This window comes from Pseudomonas sp. DE0157 (genome assembly GCF_007678615.1).
Lineage (GTDB): Bacteria > Pseudomonadota > Gammaproteobacteria > Pseudomonadales > Pseudomonadaceae > Aquipseudomonas > Aquipseudomonas parafulva_B.
In genome coordinates this window covers 249,750-268,591 of sequence record NZ_VEJN01000003.1, presented here as the reverse complement: position 1 = coordinate 268,591, position 18,842 = coordinate 249,750, and the positions used below count along the sequence as shown (strand labels likewise).

Genomic DNA, 18,842 nt, shown 5'->3' with positions numbered 1-18,842 from the left:
TGCCGTCCGACCGATTTCCGTGATTGCCCATTCTGTCGAAGATCCCCTGTATTACCTGCATAACTTCCGCCAGGTCCTGTGCTGGGTGGGGCAGCGCTATGCAGACCTGCTCGATCTGAGCGAGCAGGCGTTCATCGCTGCGTTCGCCGAGTTGGATCCTCCTGCACAAGCGATCATGGTGCGCATGGTCATGCGCAAGGGTGAGCTGTTTCGCGATGATCGCCTGCAGTATGCCGAAGTCGGTGATACCGGGCAGGCTTTGGCACCTCTGATCGGCCTCGGCTGGGTGTGCGAGCCCGAGCACTTGACCCTCGAGCAGTTGTTCACGCTCTTGCGCAAGGATGAACTGGCGCAGTGCTTTGCAGCGCAGCTCAGCCGGCCGCGGGCGGCCAAGCATGAGCTGCTGGCCGAGTTGCAAGCATTGGAACTGGCTCCGCGGTCGCTGCGCCAATGGTTCGCCGACAGTGAGCTGCGTATCGTGCAGTGGTGTCGACAGCCGGTCTGTGACCGAATTCGGCTGCTGTTTTTCGGCAATCTTTATCAAGACTGGTCGGACTTCGTGCTCGCCGACCTGGGGGTGCTGCGCTTCGAGCAAGTAGCGTTCAGCGCTGACTCGCGGGCCTTGCACCAGCGCTCGGAGGTTGATCTGGCCCTGGCGCTGCACCAGTGCGCCGAGCGTCTTGAGGAGGGCGCCGATACCGCTTCGATCCTGGCGACACTGCAAGGCTTGCACAGTGGCAATGCATGGCTAGCCAGGCGCCGGGCGCGGTTGCTGTTCGCGCTGGGCCAGCAGTGCGAACGCAGGGGCGAGTGGGATCAGGCCATGGCGGTGTACGCCCAGTGCGCCCACCCCCAGGCGCGCATTCGTCAAGTACGCGTACTGGAGCGCACACAGTCCTGGGAGCAGGCCCATGCCCTGGCTCTGCAACTGGCAGCAGCGCCGGCCAATGCGCTCGAGGTACAGGCGCTGGAGCGCATGTTGCCGCGCCTGGCGCGCAAGCTCGGCGGGCCACCTCAGCGTCGCCAGCGCCTCAAGCCCGTCGAAGTGATGGAGCTGGAACTGCCCAGAGCCCACGCCGAGCTTGGCGTCGAGGAAGCGGTGCGACAGCATCTGGCTGCGGCGGGTGGGGAGGTTCACTATGTGGAAAACACTCTGTTCAACAGCTTGTTCGGCCTGCTGTGCTGGGAGGCCGTGTTCGCCCCGGTCCCAGGAGCCTTCTTCAACCCGTTCCAGTCGGCGCCACAAGACCTGCACGACAGCGACTTCCAGCATCGGCGCAGCCAAGTGTTCGAGCGTTGCCTGAGCCGGCTGGACGACGGGACACATCGGCAGGCCATTCTGGACTGCTATGCCACCAAGCGCGGCCTGCAATCGCCTTTCGTGTTCTGGGGCATGCTCAGTGAAACCCTGCTGGACCAAGCCTTGGGCTGCTTGCCGGGCGCCCATCTGAAGCAGTGCTTTTTGAGGTTGCTGCAGGACATTCGCAACAACCGCACCGGTATGCCGGACCTGATCCAGTTCTGGCCGGAGCAAGGCCGCTACCGCATGGTGGAGGTCAAGGGGCCAGGTGATCGCCTGCAGGACAACCAGCTGCGGTGGCTGGAATTCTGCCGCCTGCATGGCCTGCCGGTCGCGGTGTGTCATGTGCGCTGGAGCGAGGCGGCGTGAGCTACAGCGTAGCCGTACGGGCGTTGTGTGAGTTCAGCGCCAAGGTGGGTGACCTGGACCTGCGCTTCACGCCGTCGCCCACAGCCCAGGAAGGCATTGAAGGCCATCGGCGCGTGGTCGCCCGCCGGGGGGCGGGCTATGAGTCGGAAATCGCCCTTGAAGGGCAGTTTGAAACCCTGCGTGTTCGCGGACGCGCCGACGGCTATGACCCGGCCTGCAACCGCCTCGAAGAAATCAAGACCCACCGCGGTGACCTGGCCCGCCAGCCTGACAATCATCGCCAATTGCATTGGGCTCAGGCCAAGGTCTATGGCTGGCTGCTGTGTCAGGCGCGTGGCCTGTCAGCCCTTGATGTGGCCCTGGTGTATCTGGACGTCGACAGTGACGGGCAGACGCTGATCACCCAGCACTGCACGGCGACTGATCTGCAGGCCTTCTTCGACGACCAGTGCCAACGGTTTCTGGCCTGGGCTCACCGTCAGCAACGACGCCTTGCGCAGCGCGACCAAGGGCTACTGGCGCTGCGCTTTCCCTATCCGCAGTTTCGGCAAGGGCAGCGGCAGCTGTCTGAGACCCTGTACAAGGCCGTGAGCACTGGCCGCTGCCTGATGGCCCAGGCCAGTACCGGCATCGGCAAGACGCTTGGCACGCTGTTTCCCTTGCTCAAGGCCATGGTGCCGCAGCAGTTGGACAAGCTGTTCTTCCTGACAGCCAAGACACCGGGGCGCGCGCTGGCCCTGGATGCCCTTCGCCAACTGACCGATACCCAGGCCCAGCCCGGCTTGCGCACGCTGGAGCTGATCGCCCGCGACAAGGCCTGCGAACACCCGGACAAGGCCTGCCACGGGGAGTCATGTCCGTTGGCGGCGGGCTTCTACGACAGGCTGCCTGCCGCACGCGAAGCCGCCGCTGCCCAGCCCATGCTCGACCGCAGCAGCCTGCGCGCAGTGGCGTTGGCCCATCAGGTATGCCCTTATTACCTGGGGCAGGAAATGGCGCGCTGGGTCGATGTGCTGATTGCCGACTACAACTACTACTTCGATGCCCACGCCTTGCTCTTCGGCCTGGCCCAGGCCAACCAATGGCGTACTGCCGTTTTGGTGGATGAAGCCCACAACCTGGTCGAGCGCGGCCGCAGCATGTACAGCGCCAGCCTCGATCAGGGCCAGTTGCAGGCATTACGTCAACGTAAGCCGGCCGGGCTGACCACGGCGCTGGACCGTTTGAATCGGCAGTGGAATGCGCTGCACAAGGAACAGCGCGCGCCGTACCAGGCCAGTGACGCGTTGCCCCAAGCGCTGCTACGCGCGCTCCAGCAGTGCACCAGCCTGATCCAGGAGCAGATGAACCAATCCCCGGCGCATACCGATCCGCACCTGCTGCAGTTTTTCTTCAACGCGGTGCAGTTCAACCGGGTGGCTGAACTGTTCGACGAGCATTTTCTTTTCGACATCAGCGTGCGCAACGGCCCACGCAATAAGCGCTATTCCACCTTGTGCCTGCGTAACGTCAACCCGGCGCGGCTGCTCGCGCCCCGTATGCAGGCGGCCCGCAGCGTGACCTTGTTTTCAGCCACCCTGAGCCCCCGGCGCTTCTACCACGACCTGCTGGGCATGCCGGCGGACACCGCTTGGCTCGAGGTAGCCGCGCCGTTTCGCGCCGAGCAGCTGGAAGTGCGCATCGCAAGTCAGGTTTCCACGCGTTATCAGCAGCGCAGCGCCTCGTTGGCGCCGATCGTCGAGCTGATTGCGCAGCAATACCAGCGCCTTCCGGGTAACTACCTTGCTTTCTTCAGCAGCTTCGAATATCTGGATCAGGTGGCCGAGCTGCTGGCGCGCCAGCACGGGCAAATCCCCCTCTGGTCGCAAGCCCGAGGGATGGACGAGGGCGAGCGTCAGGCGTTTCTCGACCGTTTCGTCGAGGGCGGCCGCGGCGTAGGGTTTGCGGTGTTGGGCGGGGCCTTCGGTGAAGGGGTCGATCTGCCGGGGACGCGCTTGATCGGCGCGTTCGTGGCCACTTTGGGCCTGCCCCAGGTCAACCCGATCAACGAGCAGTTCAAGCAGCGGCTTGGTCGCCAGTTCGGCGCTGGGTTCGACTATGCCTACCTGTATCCAGGTGTGCGCAAAGTCATCCAGGCAGCAGGGAGGGTCATCCGGGGCGACCAGGACCGCGGGGTACTGGTACTTATCGACGAGCGCTTTGCCGAACCCCGTGTTCAGCAGATGTTTCCAGGCTGGTGGCCGCCAGCGATTGCTTGACACTGCAGCGCGGGCCCTTTGCCGCTACTGATGAAAAGGCAGCTTTAAGGCCCTGCGTTCGTTCTGGTGGGCCCTTTGCGGTAAGATCAGCGGCCACACCGTTCCACAATCCGTTGTATTTGAGGGCGGTTGAGCGTGTCAGGTTCGCAGTGGCTTGGCCCGTGCGCTGTCTCCGAGGCCTGAGAATGAGTAGCTTGCACTCATCGTCCGCCTGCGCTGCAACACGGCTACAGGATTTATGTTTTGTCCGAACTTTCGAAAAACCCGCTCTTGCAGTACATGGACCGGCTGGCGCCCTCCAGCCAGCAGACCATGCGCTATATCCTCCAGGACGCTGCCGACCGGCTAGGGTTCGTGGACTGCAACCTGGTCGATGTGCCGTGGCATCAGCTCGAGCCTGGTCATGTGATAGGGCTGGTCGCCGCGCTGCGCAGCGATGGTTTTGCGCCCAATAGCTCGTCGCTGTACGTCAACGCCATCCGCGGCGTGATGAACGAGGCCTGGCGACAGGGCCTGATCGACCACGAGCACCTGCTGCGCATGCGCGAGGTCAAACCTGCCACTGGCTCGCGACTACCGCCTGGTCGCAACCTGCGGCGCAGCCTGATTCGGGAACTGATGGACGTCTGCGCCGCTGACCCGCGCCCGCAGGGCGTTCGTGATGCGGCCATCATCGCCCTGTTGTACGGCACCGGCATGCGCAAGTCGGAATCGGTGGACATCGACCTGAATCAAGTGGATTTCGAGGCGCGCAGTTTGCAGGTGGTGGGTAAGGGCAATCACCAGCTGATCAAGTACGCACCGCCCTGGGCCTTCGAAAAACTGCAGGCCTGGCTTGACCTGCGGCGCGCTGGCTTGCCTGCCGGCGCAGAGGACGATCCGTTCCTGTTCAACCGAATTCGGCGGGGCAACCACATCACCCGGGCTCGCATCACCAAGCATGCGATCTACTACATTGCCCGCCAACGCGGTGCGCAGGTCGGTGTGAAGATCATGCCGCACGATTTTCGTCGCGCCTTCATCACGCGGGTCATCGAAGAGCATGACCTGTCCATCGCTCAGAAGCTGGCGCACCACGCCAACATCCAGACCACGGCCATCTATGACCGGCGCGATGACAACGAACGTCGGCGTGCCGTGGACCGTTTCGACTACTGAACACGCCTGTCCCTTGTCGCAAGACAGCCCACCCCATGCCTAGGCCCACGAGCACCTCAATGGCGCTCGTGCATGCCCTCGGCTAGTGCGCGCACCAACCAGCTGCCCAATGCGGGCGCAGCGCTTTGATTCAAGCATCTACCGCTGAGCTGCCGAATTGGCCCATTCCCTGCTATGTCCACCTCGAGAATTTGATCGAGTGGTCAGGCAGGAACGCGTAGTCGTCCCCGCCCGGTCCCCTCGCAACGGCCATCAGGCCACGCACTACAAGGGCTGCAGGATGATGCTCGCAGAGCCGCTAAAAGCATTGGACGACCCGACCGGGTGGAGCGCTTGTCTGCAATTGCGTTTTGTCGTACGCGAGGATGTGACCCGCCTTGGTGCGCGCCGGCATTTCGGACCTCTTTTGGTGCAGCGGCCTTTCTATCCGGAAGGCGCGCCATGCCACGTCTATGTCCTGCACCCGCCAGGCGGCATCGTCGCCGGTGACCGGCTAGAGTTGGACATCAGCCTGGGGCCCGGTAGTCACGCGCTGCTTACCATGCCGGGGGCGAGCAAGTTCTACCGCAGCGTGGGCCCGACGGCGCGCCTGACCCAGCGCTTTCACCTGGCAGCGGGCAGCACACTGGAGTGGCTGCCTCAGGACAGCATCTTTTTCAATGGTGCCAAGGCAACGCTCGAGAGCCGCTTCACCCTCGAAGCCGGCGCTCGACTACTGGCCTGGGAAACCTTGTGTCTGGGTAGGCCGGTCATGCAAGAGCGCTTTGAGCAAGGCGCGCTCGACAGCCTGCTGAGCATCGAGCTTGCAGACCAAATCGGCCTGCACGAACGCTTGCGGGTGCGCGGTGGACGTCTGGAGAAGCTCGGTGGTCATCCGTTGCTGGCAACGTTCTGCGCTGCGCCCGCCAATCAAGGCACGCTTGAGGCCATACGCCCGCATCTGGACGCGCTGGGTATCCCGGCAGGCCCGACGCTGCTCGGCTCGCTGCTGGTGATCCGCCTGCTCGATCACGACAACCAACACCTGCAACACACCCTGCAACGCCTTTGGCAGGTGCTGCGTCCGGCCATCCTGGGGTTGTCCGCCTGCCCGCCACGAATCTGGGCCACCTGAAGAGAGTACCAATGGAGCTGACCCCTAGAGAGAAAGACAAACTGTTGCTGTTCACCGCCGCATTGCTGGCCGAACGGCGCCTGGCCCGTGGCCTTAAGCTCAACTACCCCGAGGCGGTGGCGCTGATCAGCGCGGCGGTGCTCGAAGGGGCACGTGACGGGCGTACGGTCGCCGAGTTGATGAGCCTTGGCCGTGAAGTACTGACCCGCGAGCAGGTTATGCCCGGCATCGCCGAGATGCTGCACGACGTGCAGGTAGAAGCAACGTTTCCCGATGGCACCAAGCTTGTGACGGTGCATGACCCCATTGTCTGAAATCCCACCGGAGCCCCTGATGATTCCAGGTGAAATCCAGGTCGCCCTTGGCGACATCGAGCTCAACAGCGGCCGTGCCACCGTCAGCGTGAGCGTTGCCAACCACGGCGACCGCCCCGTGCAGGTCGGGTCGCATTACCATTTCTACGAGGTCAACGCGGCCCTGGTCTTCGAGCGTGGCCCCACCCGCGGGTTTCGCCTGGACATCCCGGCAGGTACCGCCGTGCGTTTCGAACCAGGCCAGGCCCGTACCGTGCAGTTGGTCGCCTATGCCGGCAAGCGCGAGGTGTATGGGTTTCAGGGCAAGGTCATGGGGCCTTTGGAGCGTGAAGCATGAGCCGACTGTCTCGCCAGGCCTATGCCGACATGTTCGGGCCCACGGTAGGGGACCGGGTACGCCTGGCCGACACCGAGCTGTGGGTGGCCGTCGAAAAGGATTACACCCTGTACGGTGAAGAGGTGAAGTTCGGCGGCGGCAAGGTCATCCGTGACGGCATGGGCCAAGGGCAGATGCTGGCCGCCGAGGCCATGGATCTGGTCTTTACCAATGCGCTGATCATCGACCACTGGGGCATCGTCAAAGCTGACATTGGCATCAAGCATGGCCGCATCGCCGGCATTGGCAAGGCCGGCAACCCTGACGTCCAGCCAGGCGTCACCTTGCCGATCGGCCCTGGCACCGAGGTGATTGCGGCCGAAGGCAAGATCGTCACAGCTGGCGGCATCGATTCGCACATCCATTTCATCTGCCCCCAACAGGTGGATGAAGCGCTCAACAGCGGCGTGACGACCTTCATTGGCGGTGGTACCGGGCCCGCCACCGGCACCAATGCCACCACCTGCACCCCAGGCCCCTGGTACTTGGCGCGCATGCTCCAGGCAGCCGACAGCTTGCCCATCAACATAGGGCTGCTGGGCAAAGGCAATGCATCGCGTCCCGAGGCACTGCGCGAGCAGATCGCCGCCGGCGCCGTGGGACTCAAGCTGCACGAGGACTGGGGCTCGACCCCAGCGGCCATCGACTGTTGCCTGGGGGTGGCCGAGGAGATGGACATCCAGGTGGCCATCCATACCGACACTCTTAATGAGTCCGGCTGCATCGAAGACACCCTGGCCGCCATTGGCGAGCGCACCATCCATACCTTTCACACCGAAGGGGCTGGCGGGGGCCATGCGCCGGACATCATTCGGGCAGCGGGGCAGGCCAATGTACTGCCGTCCTCGACCAACCCCACGTTGCCTTACACGGTCAATACCGTGGATGAGCACCTGGACATGCTGATGGTCTGCCACCACCTGGACCCGAGCATTGCCGAAGACGTCGCCTTCGCCGAGTCGCGTATCCGGCGCGAGACCATCGCGGCCGAGGATATCCTGCACGACATGGGCGCCTTCGCCATGACATCTTCCGATTCCCAGGCCATGGGCCGGGTCGGAGAAGTCGTGCTGCGCACCTGGCAGGTGGCGCACCAGATGAAAAAGCGGCGCGGGCCCCTGGCGCCCGACACGGCGTACAGCGACAACTTCCGGGTCAAGCGGTACATCGCCAAATACACCATCAACCCTGCAGTCACCCACGGCATCGCCCATGAGGTCGGCTCGGTCGAGCCGGGCAAACTGGCAGACCTGGTGTTGTGGTCTCCGGCGTTTTTCGCGGTCAAGCCGGCGTTGGTGATCAAGGGCGGAATGATCGTCACTGCGCCGATGGGCGACGTCAACGGCTCGATTCCAACGCCGCAACCGGTGCACTACCGACCGATGTTCGGCGCCCTGGGCGCGGCCCGCCATGCCACCCGCATGACCTTCCTGCCGCAAGCCGCAATCGACGATGGCCTGCACCAGGCGTTGAACCTGCGCAGCCTGATCGGGGTGGCCCACGGCTGCCGACGGGTGCGCAAGGCCGACATGATCCACAACACCCTGCAACCGGTGATCGAAGTCGATGCCCAGACCTATCAGGTCAGGGCCGACGGTGAACTGCTGGTGTGCGAACCGGCCACCGAGCTGCCGTTGGCGCAGCGCTATTTCCTGTTCTGAAGGAGCCCCGATGTTAGTTCTGTCCCGTCGTATCACCGACCCCGGCACCCATGCCGTAACCGGCACTGTCACCCTGGATGTGGACAGCCGCATCAAGAGCCGTTTGCGGGTAACCCTTGACGATGGCCGCGAAGCGGGCCTGATGCTCGAACGGGGGCACTTGCTGCGCGGCGGAGAACTGCTGACGGATGCTACCGGCAGCCAGTTGATCCGGGTGCAGGCCGCGGCCGAAGCAGTCTCGACCGTGCGGTGTGCAGACCCGCACCTGCTGGCACGCGCCGCCTACCACCTGGGGAATCGACACGTACCTCTGCAGATCGAGCCTGGCCTGCTGCGCTTTCAGCATGACCATGTGCTCGATGACATGCTGCGCGGCCTGGGCCTGACCGTGGAGGCCGAACAAGCGCCTTTCGAGCCTGAGGCCGGTGCCTACCAGAGCACACCCCATACCCATGGCCATGGTCACCCCTTCGTGCGCCTGCCTGCTCATTCCTGACCCTACTGGAGCTACCTATGAAAAAGACGTTCGCGCTGTTGTTACTGATGCTGGCGTTGCCCGCTTTCGCCCACCCTGGTCACGATACCCACCCGCTACAGGACGGGCTGTTGCACCCGTTGACCGGGCTGGATCACCTGTTGATGCTGCTGGGCACTGGCGTGTTGGCGGCGCTCACTGGCCGCACGTTGCTGCTGCCCTTGGCGACATTGGCGGCGATGTTCGCCGGTGCTGTAGGGGGACACTTGTTCGGCAATGTACTGGGCATGGAAACCCTGATTGCAGGCTCGCTGGTGGTGGCCGGTGCGGCCATGCTGCTGCCAGCACGGCAACTGCTGCTGGCGCTGGCCATGCCGGTGTTTGCGCTGTTCCATGGCTGGGCGCATGGGGTAGAGGCGACGCCCAGCGCGTTCTGGCAATTCAGCGCAGGCTTCGTTGCAGTGAGCGGGCTGTTACTGGCCTGTGGCTACGCAGCAGGCTTGCTGCTGCGCCGCCATGCACGGCTGCAGAAAGCGTTCGGCGGTGGGCTGCTGGCCGGCGCAGCACTGGTGCTGGCCGGTTGATGAGCACCGATCTGGCGTTGCTGCGGTTGCTGCAGCTGGCAAGCCCCGGCTTGCCGGTCGGGGGCTTCACCTATTCGCAAGGCCTGGAATGGGCAGTCGAGGCAGGGTGGGTCAAGGACACAGATGGTTTTGCCGCCTGGCAGCGCGAACAGATCCAGGACACCTTGGCGTACCTGGACTGGCCCGTGCTTGTCCGCCTGTACAACGCCTGCCTGGCCAGCGATGCCCAGGCCTACGCCCATTGGTGCCAGTTCTTGCTGGCCAATCGCGAAACGGCAGAGCTGCGCCTGGAAGAGCAACAGCGTGGGGCCGCCCTGGCGCGACTGCTCGACGGTTGGCAGCTGGCCCAGGTTCCGGCTTGGCGTGACAGCCTGGGGCTCACCCAGCTGGGTGGCATGGCCTGGCTGGCCGTGCATTGGGCGATCCCCTTGCGGCAACTGGCCATGGGCTACGGTTTCGCCTGGCTTGAAGGGGCGGTAATGGCCGGTGTCAAGCTGGTGCCGTTCGGCCAACAGGCTGCCCAGACCCTGCTGCACGCGCTGAGCAATGACTTGCCCGAGGCATTCGACCACGCCCTGACCCTTGGCGACGACCAGCTTGGCGGCGGCTTGCCACTGCTGGCCATCGCTTCATCGCGTCATGAAACCCAATACACCCGTTTGTTCCGTTCTTGAGGACTGCCTGAATGCAAAGCTATCAACAACCCCTGCGTGTCGGTGTGGGTGGCCCCGTGGGCTCCGGCAAGACCGCATTGCTCGAAGCGCTGTGCAAGGCCATGCGCGACCATTACCAGATCGCGGTGGTGACCAATGACATCTATACCAAGGAAGACCAGCGCATCCTGACCGAAGCCGGTGCACTTGAGCCTGAGCGCATCGTAGGCGTCGAAACCGGCGGCTGCCCGCACACGGCCATCCGTGAAGATGCGTCGATGAACCTCGCAGCCGTCGAGGAGCTGGCACGCAAGTTTGGCAACCTTGAAGTCATCTTTGTCGAAAGTGGCGGCGATAACCTGAGTGCGACGTTCAGCCCCGAGCTGGCCGACCTCACTATCTACGTGATCGACGTAGCCGAAGGCGAGAAGATTCCGCGCAAGGGTGGACCCGGCATCACCAAGTCGGATTTCCTGGTCATCAACAAGACCGACCTGGCACCGTACGTTGGGGCTTCACTCGAAGTAATGGAGCGTGACACCCAACGGATGCGGCCCGAGCGGCCCTGGACGTTCAGCAATCTGAAAAAGGGGGAGGGGTTGCAGGCGGTGATCGACTTCATCATCGAGCGGGGCATGCTGGGCGTGCGAACCTGACCCCCGCTTGATGGGCAATACCCAGCCAGGCGGGCATGCCAGGCTGGGTAGACGCGACCCGGCAGCGCATCAGCCTGAGTGCGCGACGTGCTCCGGCGTCAGCTCATCCTGGAAATCCTCCTCGCCAGGCAATGCGGTGATCACGCTGAAGTCACTCACCTCGACCTGCCCACCGCCATAGCCCAGCAGGTGGAAGGAGAAGGCCTTGCGCTCCACCGGGTTGTCGAAACCGAACTCCATCTCCAGCGGCTCGTCAGCGGTGACCCTGACTTCCTCGGGCAAGCCTAGCGGCACATCCTGCTCCAGTTGCTTGGCCTTGAGCTGGATATACGCGGCGTGCCTGGCGTCCAGCGCACGCACCTTGACCCTGACCCGCGTGCGCGAGCCCTCGGGCATTTCCAGGTACTGCGCGCCGATCAGGTTATCGGCCCAATCGTCATGGATGCGCTTGCGCAACTGGATGGGTGAAGGCCCGCCAAATTGATAGCGCAGGTTGAGGGGGCTTTGCATCAGCGACTGGTCCAGTACGCCGGCCAATGCCCCCATCTGCTGGCCCAGTGCGCTGTCGCCCTGGTCCAGGTAGCGGGCCTGATCGGCAATGAAACATTCGCTGGCGTAACGGCGACAGCGCTGCTGGAAATCGCACTCGGTAAACACGCCCTTGCCGTTGTGGTAGCGGAGCATGCCATTGGTGAACGAGATCATTTCACGACCGGTGTCGTAGTCTCGGTACATCGACCGCCCGCCAAGGGCCAGCGGGATGGGCAGCGCGAAATAGTCCAGCAGCGAAGTGGCCAGGTCGACATGCCCGTAGGTGCCGCCCTTGAGGTGAGGTAACTGGGCCTGATCGGGTGCGAGGGTCAGGTTGAAGCCCCAGGAAGAGGCCAGACGCACCCCATCGATGCCGTGGGATTCATCCGAGGTGATTACCACCAAGGTGTCCTTGAGCACGCCCCGGCGCTCCAGGTTATCCAGGAAGGCCCCCAGGGCATCGTCCAGATAGGCCACGGCGGCCTGCTTGGGCGTGTCGAAGCGCGCCAGGTAATCGGCAGGGGCGGAGTAGGGCTGGTGGGTGCCGACGGTGAGCAGGGTGAGCATCCACGGTTTGTCTTGCTTGCGCAGTTGCCCGACGTAATTCAGTGCGCCCTCGAAAAAGGCTCGGTCATCCTTGCCCCACGGGAAGTCCAGGTAATTGCGGTTGGCGAACCACTCCACGCCATGTACCGAATCAAAACCTATGTGGGGCATGATGCGGTCCTTGGCCATGAAACGCAGCCCAGCGCCCTGCAGGTAATGGGTGGTAAAACCAGCCTGGCGCAACTGTGCCGGCAGGCAGGCCTGGTTGCGCTCGGCCTGGGTCAGCAACTCCACGCCCTTGGGCGTACCGTTGGCCAGCTTGTCGTAGTCGCCACAGAGCATTGCATACAAGCCGCGTATGGTCTGATGGCTGTGCAGGACATAGTCCGGGGTGTTCATGCCCCGCGCTGCCCATTGGCTCAGACGCGGCATCAGGTCTTCGTCGAAGCGGCTGTGCAGCGCCTCGCGATTGGGGCGCAGGTAGGCACCCGGTATGCCCTCGAGCGTGATGACCAGCAGGTTGCGTGCGCTGCCTGGGCCATTGAGCAGGCGTTGGCCGTTGAGGTCCGACTGGGTGAGGCCGGCGCTCGGCAGGGGGGTGAACGGCGTCGCCTGGCCGCTCCAGCGTTGCACCTGGCGCTGCACATCGCCCACCGCCGCAGAGACGAGCTGATGGCCCAGGTTGTATTGACGCCACTGTTCGGCATCGGAGGGTGCCAGGTGTTGGCTGGCCCAATGCACGCCGAACAACGCCAGGACCGCCATCCACGCCTTGCGTGGCAGCGATCGGCCAGGCTGTGTACGCGTCTTCCACGCCCAGGCCAGCCAGGCCAGCAGCCCGGCACCCAAGGACCAAGGCAGCCAGGCGTGGGCCAGACCGCCCCCGGTGGAGTTCTCCATAAACTGCGGGTCGACCAGATAGGCGAGGTCTGCGCTGGTGGGCAACCGTCCCACCGCGCTGACCAGTTCGGCCGAGGCGACCCAGAGGAGGACCCACGCCAACAGCACCGGCAGCGCCAGCCACCAAGGCCGGCGGTGCAAAAGCAGCACCAGTGCGCCGCCCAAGGCCAGGTCGGAGAGATAGCCAAGCGGGTTGGACCAGCCCAACACGGCACGTGCGCCCAGAGGTAGCACCAGCACCAACACGGCCAAGGCGGCGAGCCGCTGGTGTGAGGGGTCTGAAAGGCTCTTCACAAAAATCTTTCCTTTGCCATTAAATCGTCATCAAACTGTGGCTGATGATAACAGGCCGAGGCCGGGCAAGGCGGGCGTGCAAAGCGCGGGCACACAAAAGGAGGCCCGCGTAAGCGGGCCCGGTGCGTCGTTCATCAGAAGTAGTAAGGGAATTTGAGGCTGAACGAGAAATCGGGCGCATCATCTGTCAGCCCAATGGACAGGTTGGGCACGATCGTGAGGTTGTTGGTCGCCGCAAACGTCATGCCGACGTTGAAGTTGGCCGCGTTGTAGTCGCTGTTGGAGACCGATTGCCAGTCACCACCGTCGGGCTTGATCTTGCTCTTGCGTCCGAACTGGTCGGAGACCGAGAACGACATGCTCATCTTCTCGTTCAGCGCGAAGGCAATACCCGCACCGATCTGCCACGAGTCGCCCAGCTTCACGTCACCTGGGACCTTGCTGTTGACCTGCGGGCTGATGTCGCTGAAGGAGTCTTGCAGGTTGTATGTGTAGGACAAGCTGCCGAACAGCACGGCCGGATCGAACGTCTTGACCAGCGAGATACCCGGCGTGATGGACCAGACCCCATTGCCGGTCGGCAGGCTCTCGGGCACGGAAAGATTGTCGTTGCCCGCCACTTCGCGCAGCTTGATCCCATAGGGGTCCTTGCCGGTCGGCGCCTTGACCCGCAGGGTGGCCACGGCGTCTGGCCAGGTCTCGGATTCGTCCAGGAACTTGTAGGCGACACCTACGTTGATATCGCCGATTTCCGGGTCCCGCGTGACCGTGGCGTCCGAGGTGCTCGGCCCGGCACCGCCTGCGCCGCCAGACGAATAGGTGGACTCGCGGTAGATGACCGGGACGTTGATGTCGAACTGCCAGCGCTGGTCCAGGTTGTAGCGTGCCGTCAGGTCCAAGGTCCAGTTGTCGGCCTTGATCCGGTCCAGGTTGATATTGCCCAGGAAGATCGAATCCAGCGCCAGGAAGCCGTTGAGGGTCAGGGCGCGGGTGTCGTAGTGGGTGTAGGTCAAGCCGGTTTCGAGGCTGAACTTGCCACCCCCGAAGAACCCGCTGGCCTCGTCGTACAGGTTGGAGACGCTTTGCGCAGGCTCGGAGTCTGCGGCCAGCGCCTGTCCATACGAACTGCCGGTGGTCCCAGGCGCCCCGGCAGCGACGGTCTGGGCCCCCTTGACCCGTTCGCTGGGCGATCGCACCAGGCGTTTTGGCGGGGGCGCGGCCGGGGTTTCTTCGACCTGGCGAACCCGCTGCTCCAGCACCATCAGCGCCTGCTGCTGGGCTTCATAGCGGCGCTTGAGTTCGGTCAGTTCCTGTTTGAGTGCTTCTACTTGCGGATCTACAGCGGCGTACAGCGATGTGGCGGGTGCCAAGGTTGTCAAACACACAACCGCTTTGAGTGCTAACGATCGTTGCATGAAGATGCCGTCCCTTCCGACTGCTGTGATGAGACTGAGCGTAGATCAGTATCCGACAGAGCGAAGCCCTTTGAGCTGGTCCAGGCTGCCATTTAGCGAAGCGGCAGTCGGCAGGTTCTGGCGCATGACCACGTTCAGGGAGGTGACGTTGTTCACCAGGTTGCCATTGCCAAGCACGGTGGTGTTCTGCATCAACCCGCCCTGGGCCAGGCGCTGCACGCTGCTGCCCTGGTTGGCGTTGGCGTCTATGTTCATTTGTACGCCCACGCCTGTGGACGATACGCTCAGCGCGCCGGCACCGTTCTCGGCCATCAGCGTCTGCCCAGCGGCCAAGACCTGGCCATGGGGCTGCACGGCGGGGGCCTGATCGGCCTTGGTCACGTTGACGTTTACAGTGTTGTACGCACTGTTGTCGTCGCCGGCCGCGCGGACCACCTGGGTCACCCCCTGGGTGGTGCCGAGCCCGGCACCGCCGCTCACCGTGCCGCTGCCTTGGGCGACCGGCTGGGCGCCTCCCTGGGCCGTCGGCGCGCCGTGCTCATCGATCAGCGAGACATAGAACTGCGGCTTGATCGTGGCCTCTTGCACCTGCAAGGTGCTGCTGGCGCCTATCACTTCACCGCGCGCGTTCTGCCAGGTGCTGCTCATGACGATGCCAAAACTCACGATTCGGCCCGGCATCACGTAGCGCCCACGCAAGCTCGCCAGCTCCTGGTCCTTGAGCTCGATGGGGTGCAGCACTTCAGCGTGGACAGGCAGGCAGGCCGTCATGCAGGCCAGCACCAACCAGGTAGGGGTCTTCATGCAATGCTCCCCGGCGCATCATGCACCTTGTTCTTGGAAGAGGCGTTAGAAGAAATCGCTTCGAATGAAGCCGTAGTCCAGCAGATCGGCATCCTTGACCGGCGTGAAGCCGTCCAGGCGGCCTTTGGCCGTCAGCGGCAACGGAGGGTCGAGCAGGGCGTTGTGCTTGTCGTAGCCCTGGCCGATCACCGCGAAGATGATGCCGTTCCAGCCCTTGAGGAAGTCCTCGGTTCTGTAGCGCTTGTGCCCCAACACCGGATCGCCGATGTAGACCCAGCCGCGGTCGACCTTCTGCATGACCACAAAATGCTTGTAGCCGCGGATGTCCATCAGCACCACCACCGGGATTCGTACGCTGTTAAGGGTCTCGGGTGTCACCCGGTATCCCCGGGCGCGCATGCCCAGGCTTTCCACGTAGCGCTTCATGTCGAGCATCGAAAACCCTTGGGTGCGGACCAGGTCCTGGTCGGCATGGGTCAGCATGCCTTCGATGATCTGGTGTTCGTCCACGTCCAGCCAGTAGGCCTGACGCAGGATGGTTGCCAGCGCGGCAGCGCCGCAGCTGAAGTCGGTCTTCTGTTGCACCAAGTCGGCGAACTTGCGTTCGCGCATGCTCTGGATGGGCTTGAACACCACCGCACCGCCGGGCAGGACGGACAGGGGCATCTGGGCTGCTTGACCCATGCTGGCCAGGCACAGCAGGAACGCCAGGGCGAATACGCGCATGATCGACGCCTTTGGATGCGTTGAAGATAGGCCCCCTGAAAGGGGGCCTTGGGTCTGGCATCAGAACGAGGTATTGGAGATAGCCAGCGAGTTGCTCTGCTGGTTGCCGACACCGGCCGCCACGTTCACGCCCAGGTTGCCGCTGCCGCCATTGACCGAACCGCTAAGGGTTGCAGTGTTGGTCACAGGGTTGGCCCAGCCGGTCGGGGTCAGCACTTGGAAGGACACGGTATTGCTCAAGTCGTAAGCGCTGCTTTCGCTGTAGCTCTTGGCCACGTCGTTGGAGGACTGACTGGAGGTTTCGCCAGACTTTTCAAACGCCGAAGCCGAAGCGTTCTCGTAGGACGAGTCATGGGACTTGGTGTACGACGAGTCCCGCGAATGGTTATAGGCCGACTCGCTCGACTTGTCGTAGTTGGAGTCGAAGGCTTTCTCGAACGAAGAGTCGTAGGCACTTTGCTGCGAGGTGTTTACCGAGGCATCCAGGGATGCATTGAGTGAACCGTCGACGCTGCTGGTGCGGGTGCGCTCGCGATCACCGTTGGTCAGGGTCAGGGTACGCGTGGCATCGGCAGCCGCTGCCAGGCTGGCACTGAGGCTGGCGCTGTTCGAAGCGCTGGCGCTGCCGCTGGCCGAACCGTTCATGCCCCAGCTGTTGGAGCCACTGGCACTGGCACTGTTGGAGCCGCTGGCGTTATTGGCACTCGAACCACTCGCATTCCAGCCGCTGGAGCCGCTGGAGCTGGCACTTTGCGAGCCCGCCAGGTTGAAGCTGGACGAGGCACTGCGGTCATCGGTCGAGTTCAGCGTACCTTCACGCGAGCTGGAACCGGTGGCCGAGGTGGTGAAGGTCAGGGTATCGACACGGTAAGTGCGGTCGGCCCCATTGTTGACCACAAGCCCAGGACCGTTCTGGTCGGCCTTGGCCGTAGCCGTGGCGTTGCCGATACCGGCATTGGTATTGGCGATGGCCATGCTGTTTTTCTGCTGGTTCAGGTCGCCGCCGGCAATGTTGATGCCTACGTTGCCCGAGCTGCCTTCGCCAGAGCCGCTCATCACCGCCGAAGACTGGGTCGACCAGTTGTCGACACGGTTGTTGTTGCTGTACTGGCTGACGTCAGCATTGGCTTGCGCGGTGCCGAAGACGAAACTGTTGTCCAGGGTAGAGTCGGCAGCGGCGTTGGCGATGGCCGACGCGTTGCCCTGCTGGTTACCGTTACCAGACGCCACGTTGACACCCACGTTGCCACTGGCGCCAGTTGCCGAGCTGCTCATTTCAGCTTCGTTCACGGTGCCCTGGTTGGTGATGGTGTTGCCGGTGCTACGCTGGGTGTCCAGCGCATCGGCCTTGGCCGAGATAGGCAGCCAGGTGGTGCTGTTGCCGTTGTAGCTGCGACGGTTCTGATCGGCTTGTACAGCAACGGCCATGACCGCAGCAATTGCGAAAACCAGAGGCTTGAGTGCCATCGAAGGTTTCATGGTGATTCTCCGTACTCTAAAGGTTAAGTGTCGTTCATGACTCAAACGGTCAGTCGGCGACTCGTATGCTCAAGGTGTTGGCCATGCGGTTTCCCACCCCGGCACTCTGATTCAGCTGAACCACGCCACGGCCACCGGTGAACGCCTGGTCACTGGTGGTGACCTGGCGATGACCTGTCGGGGTAGCAGCTGAGTCAAAGGTGTTGAGCAGCGTCACGTTCTGTTGCAGGAGGACGCTGTCGTCGATGCTTTGCGGTTGTGTTCCGACGCTGATGCGCAGGGCGTTGGCCTGCTGGGTGCCGGCACCGGCGCTCTGGTTGACGCCAAGCGCGCCATTACCGTGGCTGAACGAGGCGCCGCCAATGCGGGCTTGGGTATCCATGGGAGCGTGCGCAGGCGTATTGAGCCGTTGCCGGATCTGGGTCGTGGCACTGGCGCCGTGGCCAAGGGCGAAGGCCCGGGCATTGGCCTGCTGCTGCATGTCCCCGGCGGCCTGGTTAACCGTCATGTTGCCCTGATAGGCACGGCCGGCGTCGTCGATGGTGGCGCTGTTGCTGATGGCAGTCGGTGGCTGGGCCATGGCAGAGGCGCTGCACAGCAGGGTGATGACGAGCAGGGCAGGCTTCATGTCATTTGCCCCCCGTCAGGATCTGCAGGGGCGCGAGGCCTTTCTGCACGCTCGAATTGACCATGTTGGAGATCCCGTTGCCCGACCCTGCTCCACGCCCGCCAGAGAGGTTGGGCAACTGGCTCTGGTGGCCAAGGTTGCTGCCCAGGTGATCGGTGTGTTGTGTGATCAGGACGTTGATGCCTGAGCCGCTGCTGATGCTGGCGAAGTCGCCATCGCTCAACTCGTTGGTCTGGCGCAGCACATGATTGACCGGGTTGGCATTGACGGTGGTGGGTGTGGGGTCCGGACGCAGTGGGGGAATCACGGCATTGCGTGTCTGCACGTCGCGGGTAATGACGATGGTGCCATTGTCGGCTTGGGCGGTCGCGCTGAGCGAGTTGATCGCGCACCCCAGCAGCAACAGGTAACCCAGGCGTTTGTCGATGTTCCTCACGACGGCAATTCCTTCTTCAGCCGCTGGCCTTGTTCAGCGTTGCGCTAGCAAGAGCAGAAGCCGTGCCGCTTTTGAGAAGTCGTTGTATTTCAGGGGGTTAGCGCGATGAAAGCTGTCGTGTAGGGCTGCGTTGTGTCAGTGCTGATACAACGACTATTGACTGAT

Annotated in this window: 18 protein-coding genes; 11 read left to right on the top strand and 7 right to left on the bottom strand. The window is 63.3% G+C overall.

Annotated features, from left to right (window positions below):
• Window positions 1–19 precede the first annotated feature (19 nt).
• The 11 genes from FS777_RS06635 (at window position 20) to ureG (ending at window position 10,918) form a co-directional block, all read left to right on the top strand.
• Window positions 20–1,669, top strand: coding sequence for a VRR-NUC domain-containing protein (locus FS777_RS06635; RefSeq protein WP_145254580.1), 1,650 nt, complete (start codon window positions 20–22; stop codon window positions 1,667–1,669).
• Complete coding sequence (locus FS777_RS06630) at window positions 1,666–3,927, top strand: ATP-dependent DNA helicase (protein WP_145254577.1); 2,262 nt, start codon at window positions 1,666–1,668, stop codon at window positions 3,925–3,927. Before FS777_RS06635 ends, FS777_RS06630 begins: the two co-directional genes overlap by 4 nt.
• Window positions 3,928–4,170: 243 nt before the next feature.
• Window positions 4,171–5,085, top strand: coding sequence for a tyrosine recombinase XerC (gene xerC / locus FS777_RS06625; RefSeq protein ID WP_145254575.1), 915 nt, complete (start codon window positions 4,171–4,173; stop codon window positions 5,083–5,085).
• A 280-nt stretch (window positions 5,086–5,365) separates the two neighbouring features.
• Window positions 5,366–6,199, top strand: coding sequence for an urease accessory protein UreD (locus tag FS777_RS06620; RefSeq protein WP_145254574.1), 834 nt, complete (start codon window positions 5,366–5,368; stop codon window positions 6,197–6,199).
• 11 nt (window positions 6,200–6,210) lie between these two features.
• A complete protein-coding gene (locus FS777_RS06615) occupies window positions 6,211–6,513 on the top strand; it encodes an urease subunit gamma (protein ID WP_003253929.1) in 303 nt (100 codons plus the stop codon).
• 19 nt (window positions 6,514–6,532) lie between these two features.
• Window positions 6,533–6,850: an urease subunit beta gene (locus FS777_RS06610; RefSeq protein ID WP_028687722.1), complete on the top strand. Its 318-nt coding sequence runs from the start codon at window positions 6,533–6,535 to the stop codon at window positions 6,848–6,850.
• Window positions 6,847–8,550, top strand: a complete 1,704-nt coding sequence (gene ureC / locus FS777_RS06605) for an urease subunit alpha (RefSeq protein WP_058639350.1) — start codon at window positions 6,847–6,849, stop codon at window positions 8,548–8,550. The genes FS777_RS06610 and ureC overlap by 4 nt, the downstream gene beginning before the upstream one ends.
• A gap of 10 nt (window positions 8,551–8,560) precedes the next feature.
• Window positions 8,561–9,046, top strand: coding sequence for an urease accessory protein UreE (ureE, locus tag FS777_RS06600; protein WP_145254571.1), 486 nt, complete (start codon window positions 8,561–8,563; stop codon window positions 9,044–9,046).
• Between the two features lie 17 nt (window positions 9,047–9,063).
• Window positions 9,064–9,609, top strand: a complete 546-nt coding sequence (locus FS777_RS06595; RefSeq protein ID WP_058639348.1) for a HupE/UreJ family protein — start codon at window positions 9,064–9,066, stop codon at window positions 9,607–9,609.
• Window positions 9,609–10,283 (top strand): urease accessory protein UreF, encoded by a 675-nt coding sequence (locus tag FS777_RS06590; protein WP_058605132.1) that lies wholly within the window; start codon window positions 9,609–9,611, stop codon window positions 10,281–10,283. Before FS777_RS06595 ends, FS777_RS06590 begins: the two co-directional genes overlap by 1 nt.
• Before the next feature lie 11 nt (window positions 10,284–10,294).
• Window positions 10,295–10,918, top strand: coding sequence for an urease accessory protein UreG (gene ureG / locus FS777_RS06585; protein WP_027915537.1), 624 nt, complete (start codon window positions 10,295–10,297; stop codon window positions 10,916–10,918).
• A gap of 69 nt (window positions 10,919–10,987) precedes the next feature.
• On the opposite strand, the gene FS777_RS06580 is transcribed toward ureG, so the two are convergent.
• From FS777_RS06580 to FS777_RS06550, 7 genes are all read right to left on the bottom strand, one after another.
• Complete coding sequence (locus FS777_RS06580) at window positions 10,988–13,189, bottom strand: LTA synthase family protein (protein WP_145254568.1); 2,202 nt, start codon at window positions 13,187–13,189, stop codon at window positions 10,988–10,990.
• 134 nt (window positions 13,190–13,323) lie between these two features.
• Window positions 13,324–14,604 carry a hypothetical protein gene (locus tag FS777_RS06575; RefSeq protein ID WP_058605135.1) on the bottom strand — a complete coding sequence of 427 codons (1,281 nt, stop codon included), beginning with the start codon at window positions 14,602–14,604 and terminating at the stop codon, window positions 13,324–13,326.
• Between the two features lie 45 nt (window positions 14,605–14,649).
• The gene (locus tag FS777_RS06570; RefSeq protein ID WP_058639346.1) at window positions 14,650–15,408 is read right to left on the bottom strand and encodes a hypothetical protein; all 759 of its coding nucleotides are present in this window, start codon (window positions 15,406–15,408) and stop codon (window positions 14,650–14,652) included.
• 45 nt (window positions 15,409–15,453) lie between these two features.
• Complete coding sequence (locus FS777_RS06565) at window positions 15,454–16,134, bottom strand: C39 family peptidase (RefSeq protein WP_145254565.1); 681 nt, start codon at window positions 16,132–16,134, stop codon at window positions 15,454–15,456.
• Between the two features lie 60 nt (window positions 16,135–16,194).
• Window positions 16,195–17,613: a hypothetical protein gene (locus tag FS777_RS06560; protein ID WP_058639345.1), complete on the bottom strand. Its 1,419-nt coding sequence runs from the start codon at window positions 17,611–17,613 to the stop codon at window positions 16,195–16,197.
• Between the two features lie 49 nt (window positions 17,614–17,662).
• Entirely contained in the window at window positions 17,663–18,241 is a 579-nt protein-coding gene (locus FS777_RS06555; protein WP_145254562.1) for an adhesin, read from the bottom strand.
• 1 nt (window position 18,242) lies between these two features.
• Window positions 18,243–18,677 (bottom strand): hypothetical protein, encoded by a 435-nt coding sequence (locus tag FS777_RS06550; protein WP_145254559.1) that lies wholly within the window; start codon window positions 18,675–18,677, stop codon window positions 18,243–18,245.
• Window positions 18,678–18,842: the final 165 nt, after the last annotated feature.